Here is a 22,363-nt window from a genome sequence, read left to right as displayed (position 1 = left end):
ACGAATCCCCAATCCCGAATCCCCAATCCCGGCTTTCGGAGAAAGCCAAATGAGCAAACAGATCCAGGAAGCCTACATCGTCGCCGCCACCCGCACCCCGGTCGGCAAGGCACCCAAGGGCATGTTCCGCAACACCCGTCCCGACGACATGCTGGCGCACGTGCTGCGCGCGGTGGTGGCGCAGGCGCCGGGCATCGACACCTCGCGCATCGACGACGCGATCATCGGCTGCGCGATGCCCGAGGGCGAGCAAGGCATGAACGTGGCGCGCATCGGCGTGCTGCTGGCCGGCCTGCCGAATTCGGTGGCCGGACAGACCATCAACCGTTTCTGCTCCTCGGGCATCCAGGCCGTGGCGCTGGCCGCCGACCAGATCCGCCTGGGCAACGCCGACCTGATGCTGGCCGGCGGCACCGAATCGATGTCGATGGTGCCGATGATGGGCAACAAGGTCGCGCTGTCGCCGAGCGTGTTCGCCGACGACCATGTGGCCATCGCCTACGGCATGGGCATCACCGCCGAGAAGGTGGCCGAGGAATGGAAGGTGTCGCGCGAGGACCAGGATGCCTTCGCCCTCGCCTCGCACCAGAAGGCCATCGCCGCGATCGCCGCCGGCGAGTTCCGCGACGAGATCAGCCCCTACGAGATCCTCTCGCACCAGCCCGACCTGGCCGGCAACGTCATCGCCCTGCGCAAGAAGCTGGTCGATACCGACGAAGGTCCGCGTCCGGACAGCTCGATCGAAGGCCTGGCCAAGCTGCGCCCGGTGTTCCGCAATGGCCAGTTCGGCGGCAGCGTCACCGCCGGCAACTCCTCGCAGATGAGCGACGGCGCCGGTGCGGTGCTGCTGGCCTCCGAGCAGGCGATCAAGGACTACGGGCTGACCCCGCTGGCTCGCTTCGTCAGCTTCTCGGTCGCCGGGGTGCGTCCGGAAGTGATGGGCATCGGTCCGATCGAGGCGATTCCGAAGGCGCTCAAGCAGGCCGGCCTGAGCAAGGACCAACTGGACTGGATCGAGCTCAACGAAGCCTTCGCCGCGCAGTCGCTGGCGGTGATCCGCGACAGCGGCCTGGATCCGTCAAAAGTCAATCCGCTGGGCGGCGCCATCGCCCTGGGCCATCCGCTCGGCGCCACCGGCGCGATCCGCACCGCGACCCTGGTGCACGGCCTGCGTCGCCACAAGCAGAAGTACGGCATGGTCACCATGTGCATCGGCACCGGCATGGGCGCCGCGGGGATCATCGAGGCGCTGTAAGCGCGCGGCGCCCTCCCCTCATCCGGCCATGCGGGCCACCCGACGGGAGAGGGGAGCAGTACACAGCCCCTCTCCCACCGGGAGAAGGGTTGGGGTGAGGGTCCGGCGCGAAGCGACTCGCGATGCAAGGCAGCGCTGGGTTTCGTTGTACGTAGCGGCACCCGTACCCTCATCCGCCCCTTCGGGGCACCTTCTCCCGGTGGGAGAAGGAAGGAGAGATCTCGATGGCTGAAGCAGCGTCGCGCACGCTCAAGCCCCTCTCCCTCCGGGAGAGGGGTTGGGGTGAGGGTCCGGCACCAAGCGTTGTTGTCAGACCAGCGCAAAAACAGAAAAAGGCAGCCTCACGGCTGCCTTTTTCTGTTTGTCACCTGATTCGGCCTATCTGGATCGGATCAGTGCCTGAAGCTCATTGGCCCGTGCGCCGCCTACAGCGGCGCACGGCACCAGGCTTACTCCTCGGCGAGCATCTGGGTCAGCTTCTCGCGCGCCGGCTTGGCCAGCTTCTTGTTCTCCAGCGCAAACCGGATGGTCGCCTCGACCAGGCCCAGATGGGTCCCGCAGTCGAAACGGGTGCCCTCGAAACGGTAGGCGTCCACTTCCTCGCTCTTCAGCAGCGCGGCGATGGCGTCGGTCAGCTGGATCTCGCCGCCCGCACCGGTGCCGGTGCTTTCCAGCAGTTCGAAGATCTTCGCGCTGAGCACGTAGCGCCCGACCACCGCCAGATCGCTCGGCGCGTCTTCCGGCTTGGGCTTCTCGACGATCTGCGCGATGCGGCCCTTGCGGCCGTCGAAGGCCTCGGTGGCCACGATGCCGTAGCTGGCGGTGTTCTCGTGCGGCACGTCTTCCACCGCGATCACGCTGGCGCCGCTGCGTTCGTTGAGATCGGCCATCTGCTTCAGCGCGCCGTCGCCACGGTTCCAGATCAGGTCGTCCGGCAGCAGCACCGCGAACGGCTCGTCGCCGATGACCGACTTGGCGCACAGCACGGCGTGGCCCAGGCCCAGCGCTTCGGCCTGGGTCACGAAGATCGCGCGCACGCCGTCCGGCAGCACGTGGCGGATCATTTCCAGCTGTTCGTGCTTGCCGGCACGCTCCAGCTTCTGCTCCAGTTCGTAGGCCTTGTCGAAATAATCCGCGACTGCGTGCTTGTAGCGGTTGGTGACGAAGATCAGGGTGTCGCAACCGGCCTCGATCGCCTCGTCCACGGCGTACTGGATCAGCGGCCGATCGATGATCGGCAGCATTTCCTTGGGAACCGTCTTGGTGGCGGGAAGGAAGCGGGTACCCAAACCTGCCACCGGGAATACTGCCTTGCGGATTCTCTTGCTCATCAGAGCCTTCTGGCCTCGCGTGCGGGGAATGGAACGATGGTAGCGGAGCCGTCGTGACCGTCTTGCTGACGCAAGGGCGCGAACTCCGGCATGGTCATGCGCAACACCTTCTCGATGGTGTCGCTGTCGTAGTCGGCCACGGCGGCGCGCAACTGCTGCACGCCGCGCAGCACGTCCTCGCGCGAGAAGCTGCGCACGCCGGCCTCGAGGATCTTCGGGTGCGAGGTGGGCCGGTAGTTCTCGTCGGCGTAGAACAGCGTCTCGTGCAGCTTCTCGCCCGGACGCAGGCCGGTATAGACGATGGCGATGTCGCGCCCGGGCTGCTTGCCCGCCAGGCGGATCATCTGCTCGGCAAGCAGTCGGATCGGCACCGGCTCGCCCATGTCCAGCGTATAGATGGCGCCATGCGACGCCGAGGCCGCCGCCTGCACGATCAGCTGGCTGGCTTCGGGAATGGTCATGAAGTAGCGCGTCACCTGCGGATCGGTGACCGTCACCGGGCCGCCCTGGCGGATCTGCTCCCGGAACAGCGGCACCACGCTGCCGGCCGAGTCCAGCACGTTGCCGAAGCGCACGGTGACGAAGCGCGTGCTCACCGCCTGGTCGTCCAGCGACTGGCACACCATTTCGGCGTAGCGCTTGGACGCGCCGAGCAGGTTGACCGGATTGACCGCCTTGTCGGTGGAAATGAACACGAAGGTCGAGACCTTGGCCGCGACACAGGCGCGCGCCACGTTCTCGGTGGCCAGCACGTTGTTGCGCACCGCCTCGCGGCACTGCCGCTCCAGCAGCGGCACCTGCTTGTAGGCGGCGGCATGGAACACCGCGTCCGGCTCGGCCACCTGCATGGCGTGGCGGATCACCGCCGGATCGCCGCAATCGCCGAGCACGCAGTCGATCTCCAGATCGGGGAAGGTCCGGTGCAGGTCGGCATGGATGGTGATCAGCGCCAGCTCGTTGATCTCCAGCAGCACGATCTTATGCGCACCGTGACGCGCGCACTGACGGCACAGTTCCGAGCCGATCGAGCCGCCGGCGCCGGTCACCAACACGGTACGCCCGGACAACCAACCCTTGATCAGTTTCCAGTCCGGGGTCACCGGCTTGCGCCCGAGCAGGTCCTCGATCGCGACCTCCTTGAGCTCGCCCGGCAGGTAATGGCCCTCGAGCACGTCGAGCAGGCGCGGCACGGTGCGGAACGGCAGGCCGGTGCTCTCGCAGATCGCCACCACCCGCTGCATGCCGGCCGCGTCCAACGACGGGATCGCGATCACCAGCAGCTTGGCGGCGGTTTCCTTGGCGATCGCACCGGCTTCGTCGATGCGGCCGAGGATCGGCAGGCCCTGCAGCTTGGCGCCGTGCAGATGGCCGGCGTCGTCGACGAAGCCGACCGGATGATAGGCACCGGAACGGCGCAGGTCGCGTACCAGCGCCTCGGCCGCACGGCCCGCGCCGACGATCAACACCCGCCGCGCGGTATCGTCCGAGTGCGCGATCTGATAATCCTTCCAGGCGCGGTACAGCAGGCGCGGTGCGCCCAGCAGAGCTGACAGCGCGAACGGGTACACCATCAGCACAGAGAGCGGGATCGCGTCGAAGCGGCTGTAGGCCAGCCCCAGCACGATCGCCACCAGGCCATAGAAGCTGGCCTTGAAGATATTAAGCAGGTCCGGGACGCTGGCAAAGCGCCACAGGCCGCGGTACAGGCCGACCTTCCAGAACACCAGCCCCTGCGCCACCAGCACGATGGCGGTGTTGAGGTTCCACAATGGCAGCGGGTGCTCGCCGGGGAGCATGGTGTAACGCGCCGCGTGCAGCAGTTGCCAACAGACCCAGACGATGACCAGATCGTGGACAACCACGGAGGCCTTCGGAAACAGCTCGGTGACTCGGTCGCGCGTGGAAAGCATCAGTGATCCGTGAGAGTTCGGCGCATCCGGTTGCGCAAGGCCAGCCAAAGCACACCTGCCGAACAGAACCAGGCGATCGTCAGACCGGCCTGCGTGCCCGCATCCAGGGGCCTGCCCAGCCGCGCAATTGTAATCGCGACAATGCTGAACAGACCGTAGGCGAGCGTGACGACAGTATGGCTACTGCCGGTGTGTACCCAACGCTGGTAAAAATGTTGCGCGTGCGGTTGCCACCAGCGTTCGCCGGCGAGCATGCGCGAGACGAGCGTGAAGCCTGCGTCGATGGCAAAGGCCGACAGCGGCAATGCCGGCAGCCAGGGCGCCTGTCCGCCGGCGACGAGGCACCAGGCGAACAGCGCGGCGATCAGGTAACCAAGCGCGCCGCTGCCGACATCGCCGAGGAAAATGCGCGCCCGGGGGTAATTGAACGGCAAAAATCCCGCGCAGGCCACCAGCAGCACCCAGCACGGCCAGCGCAGCGGCGCCGGCAGCAGGCAGGCGAATCCCAGGGCGGCGAGCATCGCCTGGCTGCTGGCCAGGCCATTGATGCCGTCCATGAAATTCCAGATATTGATTAGCGAAACCGTCGCCAACCACACCAGCGCGACCATCCACAGCGGCTGGCTCGCCTTGTAGACAAGTGCAGCCAGCAGGGTCGCGGCGACCGCATGCACCAGCAATCGCAGCGCCGCCGATAGCGACCGGTGGTCGTCCCACCAGCCGACGCCAGCGACCAGCACCAGGCCGGCGGCGACGGTGGCGATGCCCGCGCCGTGCTGCGGCCATTGCAGGGCCGCCCAGCCGCAGGCCAGCAGCACCGCCGCCACGATCGCCACGCCGCCGCCGCGCGGCGTCGCCACGGTGTGGCTGCGCCGCTCGCCGGGCGTGTCCATCAACTTGCGTTTGAGTGCGTACTGGCGCGACAGCCAGGTGCCGGCCGCGCTGAACACCCCGAGCGCCAAGAGCAGCGCGGCTCCTGCGATGGGCACTACACCACCGCGTAGTTGAGCAGGGGCTTGACCGTGCCCCACTCCTTGCAGCTGGGGCATTGCCAGTGGTGGGTGCGCGCGCCGAAGCCGCAGCGGGTGCAGCGGTAGCTGGGATTGCGCACCAGCAGCTGGTCGGTGATGTGCTTGAGATCCTGCAGGGTCGCGGTGGAATCGGCGCCCTCGGCCAGGGTCAGGTCGATCAGCGCGGACTCGCCGCGCACCGACGGCCGGTCCTTGAGCTGCCGGCCCAGGTAGGAACGCGCGGCGGAAATGCCTTCCTGCGATTCCATCAGGCGGGTCAGCGCCAGCACCGGAGCGATGCCGCGGTAGTGCTCGGTCATCTCCGACAGGAACGCGCGCGCGCCGCTGAGATCGTTGCCGCGGCGGTAGCACTCCATCAGCGCCGGCATGATCTCCGGCAGGTAGTCCGGGTCGTGGCGCGCGGCGCGCTCGAAGGCGCGGATGGCGGCCTCGTCGTTGCCGTCGTCGACATCAATGCGCCCTTCCAGGATGCCGGCACGCACCGACTTGGCATCGGCCTGGTAGGCGCGCGCGATCGCCTCCCGCGCCAGATCGTTCTTGCCGGAGGCGCGGTAGCGGTCGGCCAGCTCGCATTCGAACTGGGCGATCAACTTGCCCATCGGCTCGCCGGTCACCTCTTCGTAGCGGGTGGCGTTGTCGATGGCCTTTTCCCAGTCGCGTTCGGCCTGGTAGATGCCGATCAGGTGCTTGAGCGCCTGCGGCGCACGCTGGTCGATCTGCGCCAGCTCGGTGAACACGGTTTCGGCGCGGTCCAGCAGCCCCGACTTCATGTAGTCCTCGCCCAGCGCCAGCAAGGCCTGCACGCGTTGCGCGTCGCTCAGATCGCCGCGCTGGACCAGGCCCTGATGCAGGCGGATGGCGCGGTCGACCTCACCGCGGCGACGGAACAGGTGGCCCAGCGCGACCTGGGTCTCGAAGGTTTCCTTGTCCAGTTCGGCGATGTGCAGGAACAGCTCGATCGCCTTGTCCGGCTGCTCGTTGAGCAGGTAGTTGAGGCCGCGGAAATAGGTGCTGGACAGCCGGCTGACCTGGGTATCGCCATGGCGCTGGCCGCCACGGCGGCCGATCACCCAGCCGCTCAATGCCGCCAGCGGCAGGAACAGGAAGAACCAGAACCACTCGGTCAGAAAGTCCATCGAAGATCAGCGTCCGTCCAAGGGCTGGTGGGCATGGGTGGAAACCGGCGCGACGGCCGGGGTCGCGGCGTTCGCGGCCTTGTTGGCGCGACGCAGCTTGGCATACAGGGGGATCACCAGGGCCGCCAGGACCAGCGAGGCGCCGATCAGCACGCCGGCGAACAGCGAGACGATGATGGCGATGCCGGAGGTGGTGGCGATGCTGGAGAACACGAAGTTGATCTGGATCGGCTGCGAATTGAGCGACCCGATGACCAGGCCGGCCAACAGCAACACCAGCAGGATCAGCAGTCGTGCGATCTTCATGAGCAACTCCAGCGTCGGGAGACACTAGATTAGCCGAACAGGCATGGATTCCGGCAAGCGCCGGACGCCGGGCTCAGGGCGTGTCGGATTCGACCGGGACGACGCCGCTCACGCGCTCGCGCAGCTCCTTGCCGGGCTTGAAATGCGGCACGTGCTTGCCGGGAAGCGCGACGGACTCGCCGGTCTTGGGATTGCGTCCCAGGCGCGGCGGCCGGTAATGCAGGGAAAAGCTGCCGAAGCCGCGGATCTCGATGCGATCGCCGCCGGACAGGGCGCCGCCCATCATTTCCAACAACGACTTCACCGCCAGATCGACGTCGTCCGACTTCAGATGCGCCTGCTTGCGCGCCAGGATTTCGATCAGCTCGGATTTGGTCATTTACGGATGCGTGCAGTGGGGTCGCAACCTGGCACGGCCCGGGAACACCGGGCCGTGCCAGTAACGCTGCGTGTGGCGGATTACTCGGACTTGTTGCCGTTCAGCTGCGCACGCAGCAGCGCGCCCAGCTGGGTGGTGCCGCCCGACGCGGACTGGTATTCCTCCAGCACTTCGCGCATTTCGGCATCGTCCTTGGCCTTGATCGACAGCTGCAGGGTGCGGCCCTTGCGGTCCATGCCCACGAACTTGGCTTCGATCTTGTCGCCGACCTTCAGGTGCTGGCTGGCGTCGTCGACGCGCTCGTTGGCGATGTCGCGCGCGGCGACGTAGCCTTCGATGCCGTCGGCCAGGTCGATGGTGGCGCCCTTGGCGTCCACTTCACGCACCACGCCCTCGACCTTCGAGCCCTTCGGGTTGGCGGCCATGTACTGGCCGAACGGATCCTGCTCCAGCTGCTTGACGCCCAGGCTGATGCGCTCGCGCTCCGGGTCCACCGCCAGCACCACGGCTTCCAGCGTGTCGCCCTTCTTGAAGTTGCGCACGATGTCTTCGCCGGTGGTGTTCCAGCTGATGTCGGACAGGTGCACCAGGCCGTCGATGCCGCCGTCCAGGCCGATGAAGATGCCGAAGTCGGTGATCGACTTGATCTGGCCGGACACCTTGTCGTTCTTCTTGTGGGTGGCGGCGAAGGTTTCCCACGGATTGGCGGCGACCTGCTTCATGCCCAGCGAGATGCGGCGACGCTCTTCGTCCACGTCCAGCACCATCACTTCGACTTCGTCGCCGACCTGCACGACCTTGGACGGGTTGACGTTCTTGTTGGTCCAGTCCATCTCGGACACGTGCACCAGGCCTTCCACGCCCGGCTCGATCTCGACGAACGCGCCGTAATCGGTGACGTTGGAGACCTTGCCGAACACGCGGCTGTTGGCCGGGTAACGACGCGCGATGTTGTCCCACGGGTCCTCGCCCAGCTGCTTCAGGCCGAGGCTGACGCGGTTACGCTCGCGATCGAACTTCAGCACGCGCACGTCCAGCTCGTCGCCGACGTTGACCACTTCGGACGGATGGCGCACGCGCTTCCAGGCCATGTCGGTGATGTGCAGCAGGCCGTCGATGCCGCCCAGGTCCACGAACGCGCCGTAGTCGGTCAGGTTCTTGACCACGCCCTTCAGGATCGCGCCTTCCTGCAGCTTGTCCATCAGCTGCTCGCGCTCTTCCGAGTGCTCGCTCTCGACCACCGCACGACGCGAGACCACCACGTTGTTGCGCTTGCGGTCCAGCTTGATCAGCTTGAACTCCAGTTCCTTGCCTTCCAGGTAGGCCGGGTCGCGCACCGGGCGCACATCCACCAGCGAACCGGGCAGGAACGCGCGGACATCCTTGATGTCCACGGTGAAACCACCCTTGACCTTGCCGCTGATGCGGCCGGTGATGGTCTCGTTCTTCTCCAACGCTTCTTCCAGCTCGTCCCACACCATGGCGCGCTTGGCCTTCTCGCGCGACAGCACGGTCTCGCCGAAGCCGTTCTCGAGCGAGTCGAGCGCGACCTTGACCAGGTCGCCTTCGGCGACGTCGATTTCGCCAGCGTCGTTACGGAACTGCTCGATCGGCACGATGCCTTCGGACTTCAGGCCGGCGTTGATCACCACCACGTCGCCGCGGACTTCCACGACGGTACCGGTGACGATGGCGCCGGGCTTCAGCTTGGCCAGGTTGGCTTGGCTGGCTTCGAACAGTTCGGCAAAAGATTCGGTCATTTGAAATTACTCTAGTGGACACACGGACAGGGCGTTTTCTTCTGGAAAACAGCGACTGTCCACCTGTTAGTCGGCCCGAACAGCGGCCGGGTGTGGAATGGAAAAACCGCAGCGCGGAATTGCGCAGCGGAGCCTTTGACGCTATCGGTGGAACATGGATGTTGCGGGTGTAACGAGGAACCGGTGGCGTGCACGACGCCACCAAACTGCTGCCCTGCCCTGCGTGCCGCTCAGACCGGCAGCAACTGCAGGACGCGGCCCACCACCTGGTCGATGTCCATGCCGGTGGTATCGAGGAGGACGGCATCGTCTGCCGGCCTCAGCGGGGCCACCGCGCGTTGCGCATCGCGTGCGTCGCGGGCCATGATCTCGCGCAGCAGGTCGTCGAATATAACCGAAACCCCTTTTTCCTTCAACTGTTTATGCCGGCGCTGGGCGCGCTCCTCGGCGCTGGCGGTCAGGAACACCTTGTACGGGGCGTCCGGAAAAATCACCGTGCCCATGTCGCGGCCGTCGGCGACCAGCCCCGGCGGGGTGCGGAAGGCGCGCTGGCGCTGTTTCAGCGCCGCGCGCACCTCGGGGATGGCGGCGATCGCCGAGGCCACCGCACCGGTGGTCTCCAGGCGCAGCTCGTCGGTGGCATCGGCGCCGTTGATCCGCACCCGCAGGCCGCCATCGGCGACCTCGTCGAAATCCACCCGGGTGTCGAACGTGCAGCGCACCAGGGCGGCGGCGTCGGAAATGTCCAGATTGGCCCAGCTGGCCGCCACCCCGACCGCCCGGTACAGCGCCCCCGAATCCAGGTAATGCCAGCCCAGGCGGGCGGCGACGATGCGGCTGACGGTGCCTTTGCCGGCCCCAGAAGGGCCATCGATGGTCAGGACGGGAGCGGGCTCGTTCATGCGGTTCCTCGGACGGGGGGCGGCGCATTGTAGCGCCGACGCCGGCCGGGCTGGCGCAAGCAGTTGAAACCATGAAGAAAACCAGGCTACAATCGCCGGCTTACTGATCCCGCGCCATGGTTTCGGCCGTGCCGCCCTCCTTCGAATCCACAAGTTTACGCCGAGGTGTGCCATGAAAGTCCTGTCCTCCCTGAAGTCGGCGAAGGCCCGTCACCGCGACTGCAAGGTGGTCCGCCGCCGCGGCAAGGTCTTCGTGATCTGCAAGTCCAACCCCCGTTTCAAGGCGCGTCAGCGCTGATCCGACCCGGCCTGCCCTGCCGCGCCGCGCGCAGCGGTGGCCGGTCGTCGACGAAAGCCGCCTTCGGGCGGTTTTTTGTTATCGAAGTTTGCTGTAATCGGCGCTCGTCCTCTGGGGAGTACACGTGATGAAGCATCGTCTGTCCGTCCTGCCGCTGCTGGCCGTGTTGGGCCTGGCCGGCGGCGCCCACGCCGAGACCCTGCTGGTCGACCGGGTCAAGGAAGAGCCCGCTGCGGCGCTGCCGACCCGCGGCCTGAGCATGGCCCAGGTGCAGGCGCGCTACGGCGCACCGCAGCAGAAGCTGGAGCCGCGTGGCGGCCAGAAGCGGCAATGGCCGACCATCAACCGCTGGGTCTATCCGGCCTTCACCGTGTACTTCGAGAAACAGAAGGTGGTGGACGTGGTCGCCAACAAGGCCGACGCCAACGAGATCGGCCCGAAACCCGCGATCCGCTGACGCCGACCCTGCGCCCGGTCGCGCGTGCGCCTGGCCGAGCACCCCAGCACTGCCGCGTCGCGGCGCAAAGCTCCCGCGCCCCGCCGGTGCGGGATACGAACGACACACACCCTGGCGCGATGCCGGGCACAACCTGAGTAGTGGTCGCAATGACTGATCGTCTTCGCCTTCCCGCGGAATGGGAGCCCCAGTCCGCCATCCTGATCGCCTGGCCGCATGCCGGCACCGACTGGGCCGAGCGCCTGGCCGAGGTCGAGGAAACCTACATCGCCCTGGTCGCGGCGATCGTGCGCTTCCAGCGGGTGCTGATCTGCGTGGCCGACGCCGATCTGCAGATCTACGCCGAGGCGCGGCTGCGCTCGGCGCGGGTGGACATGCAGCGGGTGCGCTTCGTCGAGGCCGAGTACGACGACACCTGGCTGCGCGATTCCGGCCCGATCGCCCTGGCACGCGCCGGCGGCGGCTTCCAGTTGCTGGACTTCCGCTTCACCGGCTGGGGCGGCAAGTTCCAGGCCAGTCGTGACGACCAGTTGGTAAGCGTGCTGGCCGAGCAGGGCCTGTTCGCCGACAGCGACGTGCGCCGCATCGACTTCGCCCTGGAAGGCGGCGCCATCGACTGCGATGGCGCCGGCACCCTGCTGACCACCTGGCAGTGCCTGCACGAGCGCCACCCGCAGCGCAGCCGCGAATCGCTCAGCCACGACCTGGCCGACTGGCTGGCGCAGCAGCGCGTGCTGTGGCTGGACCACGGCTACCTGGAAGGCGACGACACCGACGCGCACATCGACACCCTCGCCCGCTTCGCCGGGACCGATGCGATCGTCTACCAGGCCTGCGACGACGCCGGCGATTCGCACTACGCCGAGCTGCAGGCGATGGGCGCCGAACTGGCCGCGTTGCGTACCGCCGACGGCGCGCCCTATCGCCTGTTCCCGCTGCCGTGGGCGCAGCCGGTGATCGATCAGGGCCGGCGCCTGGCCGCGTCCTACGCCAATTTCCTGATCGTCAACGGCGCGGTGCTGATGCCGGCCTACGGCGACGCGGCCGATGCGCAGGCGCAGGCGGTGATGGCGCAGGCCTTCCCGCAGCACGAGATCGTGCCGATCCCCTGTCGCGCGCTGATCTGGCAGAACGGCAGCCTGCACTGCATCACCATGCAGCTGCCGGCCGGACTGCTGGCGGACTGAACCGCCGCGCCTGCGCCGCACGCCGGCGCAGCACCGAGCACCCGCGCCGCCGCCACGCGTGGCGCGGGATTCATCTCCCCGGAACCTGCCGCGCGGCCATCCGCGCTAACATGCCGGTTTACCGCGAACCTTGATTCCGCAATGAGCCGAAACACTCTTTCCGTCGCGCTGATCCAGGAGCGCAACCACGGCGACGCCGCGGCGAACCTGGCAGCGATCGAATCGCGTGTGGCCGAGGCCGCCGCGCAGGGCGCGCAGCTGGTGCTGCTGCAGGAACTGCACAACGGCGCGTACTTCTGCCAGCACGAATCGGTGGACGAATTCGACCTGGCCGAGCCGATTCCCGGCCCCAGCACCGAGCGCCTGGGCGCGCTGGCCAAGCGCCATGGCGTGGTCCTGGTCGGCTCGCTGTTCGAGCGCCGCGCCGCCGGGCTGTACCACAACACCGCGGTGATGTTCGAAAAGGACGGCAGCCTGCTGGGCAAGTACCGCAAGATGCACATCCCCGACGATCCGGGTTTCTACGAGAAGTTCTACTTCACCCCGGGCGATCTGGGCTTCACCCCGATCCAGACCTCGGTCGGCCGCCTCGGCGTACTGGTGTGCTGGGACCAGTGGTACCCGGAAGCGGCGCGGCTGATGGCGCTGGCCGGTGCCGAACTGCTGCTGTATCCGACTGCGATCGGCTGGGACCCCAGCGACGAACAGGCCGAGCAGGAACGCCAGCGCGATGCCTGGATCCTCAGCCATCGCGGCCATGCCGTGGCCAATGGCGTGCCGGTGCTGAGCTGCAACCGGGTCGGCCACGAGCCGTCGCCGCTGGGCGCGTCGGGCATCCAGTTCTGGGGCAACAGCCACGTGCTCGGGCCGCAGGGCGAGTTCATCGCCGAGGCCGGTGGCGAGCCGACCGTGCTGGTCTGCGACGTGGACCTGCAGCGCAGCGAGCACGTGCGGCGGATCTGGCCGTTCCTGCGCGACCGCCGCATCGATGCCTACGGCGACCTGCTGAAGCGCTACATCGACTGACCCGCAGCGCCGTGCCGGGTCTTTGCTAGTGCAGCGCCGTTGACTGCGGCGCGGCGCGACCCGGCCGCAGGCGCCCATGCCGATCGCGGCCGATGCCCTCACACCCCCATGCCCGCTGAGCCCCGGCGCTGCCGAGGCGCCCTCCGATGAGTGATGGAATGAACGAACTTTCCCAGGCCGACGGCGACGATGCGCTGTTCGACGGCCAGCCGTACCGCATCGTCGAACGCGATGGCATCCGCTACACCCTGCTCGGCACCGCGCACGTGTCCCTGGCCAGCGTCGCCGCGGTGGAACGGGCGATCGGCAGCGGCCGTTTCGATGCGGTGGCGGTGGAACTGGATCCGCAGCGCCTGCAGGCGCTGACCGATCCGGACGCGCTGACCAAGCTGGACCTGGTGCAGGTGATCCGCAAGGGCCGCGTGGCCCTGTTCGCCGCCAACCTGGCGCTGGCCGCCTACCAGCGGCGCCTGGCCGAGCAACTGGGCATCGAGCCCGGCGCCGAACTTAAGCGCGCAGTCCTGCTGGCGCGCGAACGGCAGTTGCCGGTGTACCTGATCGATCGCGAAGTCGGCCTGACCTTCAAGCGCGCCTCCAGCCGGCTCGGCTTCTTCGGCAAGCTGAAGCTGGCCAGCGGCCTGCTCGGCGGCTTGTTCGCCTCCGACGAGGTCGGCGAGGCGGAGATCGAGAAGCTCAAGCAGGGCGACATGCTCGAAGCCAGCTTCGGCGATTTCGCCAGCGAAAGCCCGGCGCTGTACGACACCATCATCGCCGAGCGCGACCGCTACATGGCCACGCGCCTGCGCGAGGAACAGGCGCAACAGCGCGCGCTGCCGCTGGCCGGCAATGCCGAACCGCTGGATGGCGCCCCCGGTGCCGGCGTGCGCGACGTGCTGGCGGTGGTCGGCGCGGGCCACCTGGCCGGGCTGGCGCGGCACCTGCAGGGCGACCAGGACGACCCGGCGACGCTGCGCAAGGCGCTGGAAGAGGTGCAGACCAAGAAGAAGGTGCCGTGGATCACCCTGACCCTGACCGCGCTGGTGCTGGGCGGCGTGGCCTGGGGCTACTGGCACGGCGGCTTCGCCCTGGGCACCGACCTGCTGCTGCAGTGGGTGCTGTTCACCGGCGGCCTGGCCGGGCTGGGCTGCATCCTGGCCGGCGGGCATCCGCTGAGCGTGATCGCCGGCGCCATCGCCGCGCCGCTGAAGCCGTTCCGCCCGGGCGTGCCGGCCGGGGCATTCAGCGCCCTGGTCGAAGTGCACATGCGCAAGCCGGCCTATGGCGATTTCCTGGCCCTGCGCGACGATGCGCAGAACCTGCGCGGCTGGTACCGCAACCGCGTCTCGCGGGTGGTGCTGACCTTCCTGCTGACCAACCTGGGCAGCATGCTCGGCGTGTGGCTGGCCGGCTTCCGCATCTTCGGCAAGCTGGCGGGTTGAACACCCGCCGCGCGGCGGCGGCAACTGTCACCGCGCGGGTTCGCCTTTGTGGGAGGGACTTCAGTCCCGACGCCTCGGCGCTACGGCGTCGGGGCTGAAGCCCCTCCCACATGTCGTTTGGAGCAGCGACAGAGCCTCCGGATCAGGACACCATCTGCGCGGCGACGTCGCGACGCCCACGCGCGCGCCGCACCAGGTTGGCCACGCCGTTGCTCAGATCGTCCAGGATCGCGTAGATGGTCGGCAGGAACAGCAGGCTGACCACGGTCGAGAACGCCAGGCCGCCGGCGATGGCGCGCGCCATCGGGTAGTAGGCCGGACCGTCGCCGAACATCTGCGTGGTGGTCAGCGAGATCGGCACCATCGCCAGGATCGCCGTGCCCATGGTCATCATGATCGGCCGCAGGCGCTCGCGCGAGCCTTCGATCAGCGCCTCGGTGCGGCCCAGGCCGCGCCGGCGCAGATTGTTGATGTGCTCGATCATCACGATGCCGTTGTTCACCACCACGCCCATCAGCACCAGGATGCCGATGAAGGCCATGATCCCGAAGCTGGTGCCGGTGATCCAGAACAGCCAGAACACGCCGAACACCGAGAACAGCACGCCGCTCATGATCGCCACGGGAAACAGCAGCGATTCGAACATCGCGGCCATGACCACGTAGATCATCACCAACGCGATCAGCAGGTTGAACAGCATCTGCTTGCTGGCCTGGTCGTCGTCCTGGCCGTCCGCGCCGTCGAAGCTGTAGCGGTAGCCGACCGGGAAGCTGACCGCGTTGAGGGTGTCCTCGATCGCCTGTTTGGCTTCCGGCGCGGTGACCTTGGCACCGAGGTTGGCGGTGATGGTCAGCGTGGTCTGCCGGTTGGTACGGGCGATCTGGGTCGCGGCCGCGCGCGGCTGCGTTTCGACCAGGCTCAGCAGCGGCACGCTGCGCCCGTCCTGGGTGCGCACGTTGAAGCTGTCCAGGTCTTCCGGCGAGGTCTGTTCGGCGCCGGCGAAACGCACCCACACCGGCACCTCGTTGTCGCCGTGGCGGAACTCGCGCAGCGACGCGCCGCGCAGCGCCAGGCCGACAAAGCTGGCGACCTGCTCGGCGCTGAAGCCGAACGCGGCGGCGCGCTCGCGGTCCACCCGCACCGCCAGTTCGGCGCTGCGATCGCCGCTGTCCACGCGCACGTCGCGCAGCTCCTTGCGCCGCGCCAGCACCGGCACCACGTCGTCGGCGAGTGCGCGTAGCGCCTCGGTGGAATCGCCGACCAGTTGCACCTGCACGGTCTGCCCGCCGCCGTTGCCGCCATCGCCGCCGTTGCTGTTGCCGACGTGGAAATCCACCCGCGCCGAGCGCGGCAGTTCCTTGCGGATGCGTTCCATCAGCGTGGGCAGGTCGCGGACCTGCTTCAGATCGACGGTCAGCGTGGTGCTGCTGCCCTCCTCCTCGCTGAACCAGGAATACACCTGGGTCACGTGGTACTGCGCGCGGCGCGCGTCGATGAAGCGTTCCAGCCGGGTCACTTCCTCGGCCATCTGCTCGCGCGTGTAGGCGCCCTTCCATTGGTAGCCGATGAAGACCTGCTCGCCGCCGTCGCCGCCGAACATGTCCTTCTTGGTCTGCAGCATCGGGATCACGCTCAGCGCGCTGATCAGCAGGATCGCGCACACGCTCCAGCCGCGGTGCGCCAGCGACCAGGCCAGCACCCGCGCGTAGCGGCGCTGCAGGCGCGGGATCAGCCCATGCGGGGAATGCAGCAGCGCCGGGGTGCGCATGCGCGCCGACAGCATCGGGATCAGGCTCACCGCCACCAGCCACGACGCCAGCAGCGACACCGAGATGGTGATGGCGATCTGCGACATGAAAATGCTGATGTTGTTGGTCTCGCCGAACAGGTTCGGCAGGAACACGATGCAATGGCACAGGGTGCCGGCCGACAGCGCGATGGCGACATTGCGGGTGCCGAGGATGGAAGCGCGCTGCGGCTGGTCGGGCATGCGCTCGCGCTCCTGGTAGATGCTCTCCACCACCACCACCGCGTTGTCCACCAGCATGCCCACCGCCAGCAGCAGGCCCATCATGGTCAGGATGTTGAGGGTGACCCCGGCGAAATACATGAAACCCAGGGTGATCGCGAAGCAGATCGGGATCGCCAGGGTCACCATCAGGGTCGACGGCCAATGCCGCAGGAAGAAGAACAACACCGTCACCGACAGCAGCAGGCCGACCGCGCCGGCTTCGGCCAGCTCCGCCAGCGACGAGGTCACCGCCTTGCCCTGGTTGTCGATGACCTTGATCTGCACGTCGCTCAGCGCCGGCTGCTTGCGGATCTGCTCGACCTCGGCCAGCACCGCGCGCGAGACCTCGACCAGATTCGCGCTGCGCTCCTTGAACACGTCCAGGCCCACCGCCGGGCGCCCGTCCAGGCGCCGCCCGTAGCTCATCCGGGTCGGTTTCAGCCGCACCTCGGCGATGTCGCCCAGGCGCAGGCCCTTGGCGTCGATGACCAGGTCGCGCAGCTCCTGCAGGTCGCGCAGTTCGCCGACCGGCTGCACCCGCAGGCGCTGGCCGTTGTCGTCGATCTGCCCGGCCGACAGCGAGAAGTTGAGCTTGCCCAGACGCTCGCTGAGCTGGTTGAGGCTGAGGTTGTGCGCGCTGAGCCGGTCCGGGGCGATGGCGATCTCGACCTCGTTCGGCGGCGCGCCGGACACCGACACCTTGGCCACCCCGGGAATGCGCTCCAGGCGGCGCTTGAACTCGCGGTCGAGCATGTCGTACGCGCCGGTCAGGTCGGCTGCGCCGGCCAGGCGCACCTTCAGTACCGGCTGGTCGCTGCTGGACCACTTGAACACGTTGTAGCGCCGCAGGTCGGCCGGCAGGTCGGCGCGGATCGCGTCGATACGCTCGCGCGCATCGGAGGCGGCGATGGCGATGTCGCGGTCCCAGTCGGAGAACTCGATGAAGATGTTGGCGCCGTCGGCGGTGGCGGTCGAGCGCATGCGCTTGATCCCGGTCATCGTCGCCAGCGCTTCCTCGGTCGGCCGCACCAGGTTGCGCTCGACCTCGTCCGGAGTGGAGCCGGTGTACGGCAACTGCACGAACAGGAACGGCGCGGAGATGTCCGGCAAGGCCTCCAGCGGCAGGCGGAAGGCGGCGATCAGCCCGACCACCACCAACGACACGAAGCACATGATGGTGGTGACCGGACGGCGGATGCTGAACTCGGCGACGCTCATGCTGGTGCGCCCTCGCCGTCCTGCAGGCGCCGCTCGCCGTTTTCACGTTGCCGCGCACGTCGCCCGCGTTCGGCGTAGTACGCGTCGGCGCGGCGGTCCAGGCGGTCGTAGACCACCGGGATCACCAGCAGGGTCAGCAGCGTGGACACCAGCAGCCCGCCGATCACGGTGATCGCCATCGGCGCGCGCACCTCGGCGCCCTCGCCGCTGGCGATCGCCAGCGGCAGGAAGCCGAACAGCGTGCACAGCGTGGTCATCACGATCGGCCGCAACCGCGAGCGTGCGCCTTCGATCAGCGCCGCGCGCTTGGCCACGCCCTCCTCGCGCAACTGGTTGACCTTGTCGATCAGGATGATCGCGTTCTTGGTGACCAGGCCCACCAGCAGGATCAGGCCGATGAACACCACCACCGACACCGGCTTGCCGGTCAGCAGCAGCGCCAGCACCGCGCCGACCAGCGCCAGGGGGATGGTGAACAGGATGACGAACGGGTGCAGCAGCGACTCGAACTGCGAGGCCATCACCAGGTACACCAGGAACACCGCCAGACCGAACGCGAACAGCAGCGAGCGCGCCGACTGCGCCAGTTCCTCGCCCTGCCCGCCGATGTGCATGCCGACGCCGGCGCCGAGCGGGTCGCGCGCCACCATCTCGCCCACCTCGCGCACCGCCGTACCCAGGTCGATGTCGCGCAGATTGGCCGAGACGATCGCCACACGGATCTGGTCGGCGCGGTGGATCTCGCTGGGGCCGGTGGTGGCGACCACGTCGGCGACCGCGTCCAGGGTCACCGGCCGGCTGCTGCCCGGATTGACGATCAGCCGGCGGATGCTGTCGACGCTGGCGCGGTCGCTCTGCTGCGCGCGCACCAGCACGTCGATCTTGCGGTCGCGGAAGCTGTAGCGGGTGGCGACGTCGCCGCGCACCTTCTTCACCACCACGTCGGCGATCTGCCGGGTGGTCAGCCCCAGCGCGCCGGCACGCTCCTGGTCGAAGCGGATCTGGATCTCCGGGAAACCTTCTTCCACCGTGGATTTGACATCGGCGAAGTGGCCATTGCCGCGCAGCAGCGCCGCCAGCTTCTGCCCGGCGTGCTGGATGGTCTGCAGGTCCTGGCCGCGCAGTTCGATCTCCAGCGGCGTGGAGAAACTGAACAGCTCCGGCCGGCTGAAACCGACCTGCACGCCCGGGTGGTTGCGCATCGTCGCGCGAATGCGCTCGCTCTGCTGCGCCTCGAACTGCGCGCTGCCGCCGCCGGCCATGGCGATGGTCAGCTTGCCGATGTTCTCGCCGCTCTCGGTGGGGTTGGCGTCGAGCCGGGTGCCGCTGCCGCTGACCCCGTACAGCGCCTGCACGCCCGCGTCCTTGCCGTGCACCTCCTGCAGTTCGCGCACCAGCGCATCGGTCTGCCGCAGCGGCGTGCCGGCCGGCAGCTTCACCGTCATCTCGAAGCGGTCCTGCGCCAGCTGCGGGATCAGGTCGGCGCCCAGCAGCGGCGCCACCGCCAGGGTCGCGGCGAAGGCCAGCGCCGCCAGCCCCAGCACCCAGCCCGGACGCGCCAACGCGCCCGGCAGCAGCCGCAGATAGCCGCGCTCGGCCAGCGCATACGGCGCCATCGCCACATCGCTGGCCTTGCGCATCACCGGCGCGACCACCGCCACCGCACCGCGCCACAGCCGCACGACCAACCAGGCCACGCCAAAGAACACCCCACGCACCGCCGCACCTGCGCCGCGCCGGCTCCAGGCCAGCGGCTTCAGCCAGCCGCGCCGCGGCTGCCAGTGCGGCGGCGCCGGTTCGACCAGGAACGCCAGCGGCGCACGGCCCTTCAGCGAGCTGAGCATCGGGATCAGGGTCATCGACACCACCAGCGAGATCGCGATGGCGATCGCCACGGTCAACGCCTGGTCGCGGAACAGTTGCCCGGCCACGCCCTCCACGAACACCAGCGGCAGGAACACCGCGATCGTGGTCAGGGTCGAGGCGACCACCGCCATGCCCACCTCGCGGGTGCCGACGATCGCCGCATCCAGCACGCTCAGACCGCGCTCGCGCGCCTTGGCGATGCTTTCCAGCACCACGATCGAGTCGTCCACCACCAGGCCAGTCGCCAACGCCAGGCCGCCCAGCGACATCACGTTGAGGCTCAGGCCGAGCCGATCCATGAAGAAGAACGTGGTCACGATCGACACCGGCAGCGACAGCCCGATCACGAACGTGCTCCACCCATCGCGCAGGAACAGGAAGATGATCAGGATCGCCAGCAGGCCGCCGATCACCGCATCCTTCTTGACTTCGCCGATGGCGTGTTCGATGAAGCGCGACTGGTCCTCCAGCGTGGTCAGTTCGGCGTCGGCGGGAATCTGCGCCTGCAGTTGTTCCAGGCGCTTGCGCAGCGCCGCCGCGGTGGCCACGGTGTTGGCGTCGCCCTCCTTGTAGATGGCCAGTTCCACCGCCTCCTTGCCGCCCAGGCGGATGATCGCCTCGCGCTCCTTGTAGCCCTGCCGCACCTGCGCCACGTCCTTGAGCCGGATCGGCATGCCGCCAGCGACGGTGGTGGTGGTGCTGGAGGTCGCGCTCTGCGCCGCCGACGCCGCCGCAATCGCGGCTTCCGAGCCGGTGGAGGCGGCGATCGCATACATCTGCTGCAGGGCCGCGTCGGCCGCGTTGCCGCCGGCGCCCTGGGTGGTCAGCAACAGGTTGCGAATCTCGTCCAGGTCGGCGAACTGGTTGACCGTGCGCACCAGGTAGCGCTGCGTCCCCTGCTCCAGGCGTCCGCCGGAGAGATTGACGTTCTCGTCCTTGAGCCGCGCGATCACCGTGTCGATCGGCATGTTGAGCTGCGCCAGCCGCTGCTGGTCGATGTCGACCTGGATCTCGTCCTCCAGCCCACCGCCGACCTTGACCGCGGCCACGCCCGCCACCGGCTCCAGCTTCTTCTTCAGGTCCTCGTCGGCGTAGCGACGCAACTGGGTCAGCGCGCGCACCGCCTCGGCGTCGGTGTGCGCGGCGGTCTTGCTCGACAGCACCAGGCGCATGATCGGTTGGGTGGAGGGATTGAAGCGCAGCAGCACCGGCGCCTTGGCCTCCAGCGGCAGCGACAGCGCCTCCATCTTGTCGCGCACCTCCAGGCTGGCCTGGTCCATGTTGGTGCCCCAGGCGAACTCCAGCACCACGTCGCTCTGTCCGGTGCGCGAGACCGACTTGAGCTTGCGCAGGTTCTTGACCACGCCGACCGCTTCTTCGACCGGCTCGGTCACCAGCGTCTCGATCTCCGACGGCGCGGCGCCGGCGTACTCGGTGCGCACGGTCAGGGTCGGATAGCTCAGGTCCGGCAGCAGGTTGACCTTGAGCCCGTGCAGCGCGATCGCGCCGAACAGCAGCATGGTCAGCGTGATCATCGCGATGGTCACGCGACGGCGGGTGGCGAACTCGACCAGGCCGCCGCCTTGCGCGGCGGCGGGCGCAGGCGGTGCGTGCGCGTCGGAATCGGCGCCGTGCATCAGCGCGCTCCGCCGGTGGTGGCCGGGGCGGCGTCGGCAACCTTGCGCTGCGGCGCGATCACCTGCACGCGGCTGCCGTCGCGCAGCGCGACCTTGCCGGCGGTGACCACCTGGTCGCCGGCCTGCAGGCCCTGGCGGATCTCCACCCACGGCCCTTCGGCATAGCCCAGGGTCACCGGCACCCGCGCGACCTTGCCGGCGACCACACGGAACACCGCCGGCTCGCCGTCGTCGAGCAGCGCCAGCCGCGGCACCACCAGCGCATCGGCGCGCTGGTCGTAATCGATGCGGATGCGGCCGAACATGCCCGGCTGCAGCGCCTCCGCCCCTTCGTCGAAGGCGCAGACCACGCGGAAGGTGCCGCTGCCGGCATCCACCACCGGCGCGATGCGGTCGACCCGGCCGCGGAACTGCTTGCCCGGCAGCGCATCGGCCAGCAGGGTCACCGGCTGCCCGGTCTTGAGCGTGGCCAGTTCGCGCTCGGGCACGTTGAGCGTGGCTTCCAGCCGCGAATCGTCGACGATGCGGAAGATCGGCGTATTGATCTGCACGAAGTTGCCGGTCTTGATCGAGCGCGAGGCGATCACTCCGGAGATCGGCGCCACCACCGTGGCATAGGACAGTTCCAGCGCCGCCAACTGGTGTTGCGCGCGCACGTTGGCCAGGTCGTACTTGATCTGGTCGACGTCGGCGGCGCTGACCAGTTGCTGGCCCACCAGCTGCTGCGAGCGGCGGTAGTTGTTCTCCAGCTTGCGCAGTTGCGCCTCGCTCTGCGCCAGCGCCAGCCGCGCGCGGTCGGGGTCCAGCCGCACCAGCGGCTGCCCGGCGCGCACCTGCTGGCCTTCCTCGGCCAGCACCGCCAGGGCCACGCCGGAGGTCTTGGCCACCACCTGCGATTCGGCGCGCGCCTCCAGCGCCGCGGTGCCGCTATAGCTGGCCGCCACCGCACGGCGGCTGGCCGCTGCCACCTCCACCGGCACCGCCTCCGGTGCCTTCTCGCTGTCGGCGGCCTTGGCCTTGGCCTCCGCCGCCGGCTTGCAGCCGCTCAGCAGCAGCGTGGTGGTGACCAACAGCGCGGCAGCGCAAGTGGCAGTGCGGCGCGTGAGCGGTCGCGTCATCGTCGTGTCCTTGGTGGATGGCGTGAATGGTGTTGTAGATAAGTAGATCACCAATCGACGTCGTGCCGAATGCCCCAAAGGTCACGGGTCGCCCAC

The 22,363-nt window shown here is 68.2% G+C and carries 17 protein-coding genes; 6 read left to right on the top strand and 11 right to left on the bottom strand.

Going from position 1 to position 22,363, the window contains the following annotated elements; translation table 11 throughout:
• Positions 1 to 49 precede the first annotated feature (49 nt).
• Entirely contained in the window at positions 50 to 1,255 is a 1,206-nt protein-coding gene (locus SLW52_RS13455) for an acetyl-CoA C-acyltransferase (protein WP_017913732.1), read from the top strand.
• A 449-nt stretch (positions 1,256 to 1,704) separates the two neighbouring features.
• On the opposite strand, the gene galU is transcribed toward SLW52_RS13455, so the two are convergent.
• The 8 genes from galU to cmk all read right to left on the bottom strand — a co-directional run bounded on the left by galU (position 1,705) and on the right by cmk (position 10,010).
• Positions 1,705 to 2,586: a UTP--glucose-1-phosphate uridylyltransferase GalU gene (galU, locus tag SLW52_RS13450; protein ID WP_295925210.1), complete on the bottom strand. Its 882-nt coding sequence runs from the start codon at positions 2,584 to 2,586 to the stop codon at positions 1,705 to 1,707.
• Entirely contained in the window at positions 2,586 to 4,496 is a 1,911-nt protein-coding gene (locus SLW52_RS13445; RefSeq protein ID WP_284467288.1) for a nucleoside-diphosphate sugar epimerase/dehydratase, read from the bottom strand. Before SLW52_RS13445 ends, galU begins: the two co-directional genes overlap by 1 nt.
• Positions 4,496 to 5,485 (bottom strand): glycosyltransferase family 4 protein, encoded by a 990-nt coding sequence (locus SLW52_RS13440; protein ID WP_320740326.1) that lies wholly within the window; start codon positions 5,483 to 5,485, stop codon positions 4,496 to 4,498. The genes SLW52_RS13445 and SLW52_RS13440 overlap by 1 nt, the downstream gene beginning before the upstream one ends.
• Positions 5,485 to 6,663 carry a lipopolysaccharide assembly protein LapB gene (lapB, locus tag SLW52_RS13435; RefSeq protein ID WP_017910701.1) on the bottom strand — a complete coding sequence of 393 codons (1,179 nt, stop codon included), beginning with the start codon at positions 6,661 to 6,663 and terminating at the stop codon, positions 5,485 to 5,487. Before lapB ends, SLW52_RS13440 begins: the two co-directional genes overlap by 1 nt.
• A gap of 6 nt (positions 6,664 to 6,669) precedes the next feature.
• Positions 6,670 to 6,969, bottom strand: coding sequence for a LapA family protein (locus SLW52_RS13430; protein WP_043092107.1), 300 nt, complete (start codon positions 6,967 to 6,969; stop codon positions 6,670 to 6,672).
• A 73-nt stretch (positions 6,970 to 7,042) separates the two neighbouring features.
• The gene (locus SLW52_RS13425) at positions 7,043 to 7,348 is read right to left on the bottom strand and encodes an integration host factor subunit beta (RefSeq protein ID WP_010342890.1); all 306 of its coding nucleotides are present in this window, start codon (positions 7,346 to 7,348) and stop codon (positions 7,043 to 7,045) included.
• Between the two features lie 80 nt (positions 7,349 to 7,428).
• A complete protein-coding gene (gene rpsA / locus SLW52_RS13420) occupies positions 7,429 to 9,108 on the bottom strand; it encodes a 30S ribosomal protein S1 (RefSeq protein ID WP_010342889.1) in 1,680 nt (559 codons plus the stop codon).
• A 230-nt stretch (positions 9,109 to 9,338) separates the two neighbouring features.
• Complete coding sequence (gene cmk / locus SLW52_RS13415) at positions 9,339 to 10,010, bottom strand: (d)CMP kinase (protein WP_017910699.1); 672 nt, start codon at positions 10,008 to 10,010, stop codon at positions 9,339 to 9,341.
• A gap of 172 nt (positions 10,011 to 10,182) precedes the next feature.
• On the opposite strand from cmk, the gene ykgO reads away from it, so the two are divergent.
• The 5 genes from ykgO (at position 10,183) to SLW52_RS13390 (ending at position 14,417) form a co-directional block, all read left to right on the top strand.
• The gene (gene ykgO, locus SLW52_RS13410) at positions 10,183 to 10,308 is read left to right on the top strand and encodes a type B 50S ribosomal protein L36 (protein WP_010342887.1); all 126 of its coding nucleotides are present in this window, start codon (positions 10,183 to 10,185) and stop codon (positions 10,306 to 10,308) included.
• Between the two features lie 127 nt (positions 10,309 to 10,435).
• Positions 10,436 to 10,765, top strand: a complete 330-nt coding sequence (locus SLW52_RS13405; protein WP_017913727.1) for a hypothetical protein — start codon at positions 10,436 to 10,438, stop codon at positions 10,763 to 10,765.
• 149 nt (positions 10,766 to 10,914) lie between these two features.
• Positions 10,915 to 11,952: an agmatine deiminase family protein gene (locus SLW52_RS13400; protein WP_320740327.1), complete on the top strand. Its 1,038-nt coding sequence runs from the start codon at positions 10,915 to 10,917 to the stop codon at positions 11,950 to 11,952.
• Between the two features lie 141 nt (positions 11,953 to 12,093).
• Positions 12,094 to 12,978 carry a carbon-nitrogen hydrolase gene (locus tag SLW52_RS13395; RefSeq protein WP_320740328.1) on the top strand — a complete coding sequence of 295 codons (885 nt, stop codon included), beginning with the start codon at positions 12,094 to 12,096 and terminating at the stop codon, positions 12,976 to 12,978.
• 158 nt (positions 12,979 to 13,136) lie between these two features.
• On the top strand, positions 13,137 to 14,417 hold the full coding sequence (locus SLW52_RS13390; RefSeq protein WP_191091331.1) for a TraB/GumN family protein: 1,281 nt from the start codon (positions 13,137 to 13,139) through the stop codon (positions 14,415 to 14,417).
• Positions 14,418 to 14,559: 142 nt separating this feature from the next.
• Here SLW52_RS13390 and SLW52_RS13385 read toward each other — a convergent pair whose 3' ends face one another.
• The 3 genes from SLW52_RS13385 to SLW52_RS13375 are packed head-to-tail and all read right to left on the bottom strand — an operon-like array spanning position 14,560 to position 22,267.
• On the bottom strand, positions 14,560 to 17,646 hold the full coding sequence (locus SLW52_RS13385; protein WP_320740329.1) for an efflux RND transporter permease subunit: 3,087 nt from the start codon (positions 17,644 to 17,646) through the stop codon (positions 14,560 to 14,562).
• Complete coding sequence (locus tag SLW52_RS13380) at positions 17,643 to 21,149, bottom strand: efflux RND transporter permease subunit (RefSeq protein ID WP_320740330.1); 3,507 nt, start codon at positions 21,147 to 21,149, stop codon at positions 17,643 to 17,645. Before SLW52_RS13380 ends, SLW52_RS13385 begins: the two co-directional genes overlap by 4 nt.
• A complete protein-coding gene (locus SLW52_RS13375) occupies positions 21,149 to 22,267 on the bottom strand; it encodes an efflux RND transporter periplasmic adaptor subunit (RefSeq protein ID WP_320740331.1) in 1,119 nt (372 codons plus the stop codon). Before SLW52_RS13375 ends, SLW52_RS13380 begins: the two co-directional genes overlap by 1 nt.
• Positions 22,268 to 22,363 lie beyond the last annotated feature (96 nt).

This window comes from Xanthomonas sp. LF02-5 (genome assembly GCF_034105325.1).
GTDB lineage: Bacteria > Pseudomonadota > Gammaproteobacteria > Xanthomonadales > Xanthomonadaceae > Xanthomonas_A > Xanthomonas_A sontii.
The sequence above is the reverse complement of the archived record's forward strand: the minus strand, read 5'-3'. Positions and strand labels throughout refer to the sequence as shown.

Excerpts from the sequence above, each read along its gene's own strand:
- SLW52_RS13375 (WP_320740331.1), bottom strand. The coding sequence starts at position 22,267 with ATGACGCGACCGCTCACGCGCCGCACTGCCACTTGCGCTGCCGCGCTG.
- SLW52_RS13380 (WP_320740330.1), bottom strand. The coding sequence starts at position 21,149 with ATGCACGGCGCCGATTCCGACGCGCACGCACCGCCTGCGCCCGCCGCC.
- SLW52_RS13430 (WP_043092107.1), bottom strand. The coding sequence starts at position 6,969 with ATGAAGATCGCACGACTGCTGATCCTGCTGGTGTTGCTGTTGGCCGGC.
- rpsA (WP_010342889.1), bottom strand. The coding sequence starts at position 9,108 with ATGACCGAATCTTTTGCCGAACTGTTCGAAGCCAGCCAAGCCAACCTG.
- SLW52_RS13405 (WP_017913727.1), top strand. The coding sequence starts at position 10,436 with ATGAAGCATCGTCTGTCCGTCCTGCCGCTGCTGGCCGTGTTGGGCCTG.
- ykgO (WP_010342887.1), top strand. The coding sequence starts at position 10,183 with ATGAAAGTCCTGTCCTCCCTGAAGTCGGCGAAGGCCCGTCACCGCGAC.
- SLW52_RS13390 (WP_191091331.1), top strand. The coding sequence starts at position 13,137 with ATGAACGAACTTTCCCAGGCCGACGGCGACGATGCGCTGTTCGACGGC.
- cmk (WP_017910699.1), bottom strand. The coding sequence starts at position 10,010 with ATGAACGAGCCCGCTCCCGTCCTGACCATCGATGGCCCTTCTGGGGCC.
- SLW52_RS13455 (WP_017913732.1), top strand. The coding sequence starts at position 50 with ATGAGCAAACAGATCCAGGAAGCCTACATCGTCGCCGCCACCCGCACC.
- SLW52_RS13385 (WP_320740329.1), bottom strand. The coding sequence starts at position 17,646 with ATGAGCGTCGCCGAGTTCAGCATCCGCCGTCCGGTCACCACCATCATG.
- SLW52_RS13395 (WP_320740328.1), top strand. The coding sequence starts at position 12,094 with ATGAGCCGAAACACTCTTTCCGTCGCGCTGATCCAGGAGCGCAACCAC.
- lapB (WP_017910701.1), bottom strand. The coding sequence starts at position 6,663 with ATGGACTTTCTGACCGAGTGGTTCTGGTTCTTCCTGTTCCTGCCGCTG.
- SLW52_RS13445 (WP_284467288.1), bottom strand. The coding sequence starts at position 4,496 with ATGCTTTCCACGCGCGACCGAGTCACCGAGCTGTTTCCGAAGGCCTCC.
- SLW52_RS13425 (WP_010342890.1), bottom strand. The coding sequence starts at position 7,348 with ATGACCAAATCCGAGCTGATCGAAATCCTGGCGCGCAAGCAGGCGCAT.
- SLW52_RS13400 (WP_320740327.1), top strand. The coding sequence starts at position 10,915 with ATGACTGATCGTCTTCGCCTTCCCGCGGAATGGGAGCCCCAGTCCGCC.
- galU (WP_295925210.1), bottom strand. The coding sequence starts at position 2,586 with ATGAGCAAGAGAATCCGCAAGGCAGTATTCCCGGTGGCAGGTTTGGGT.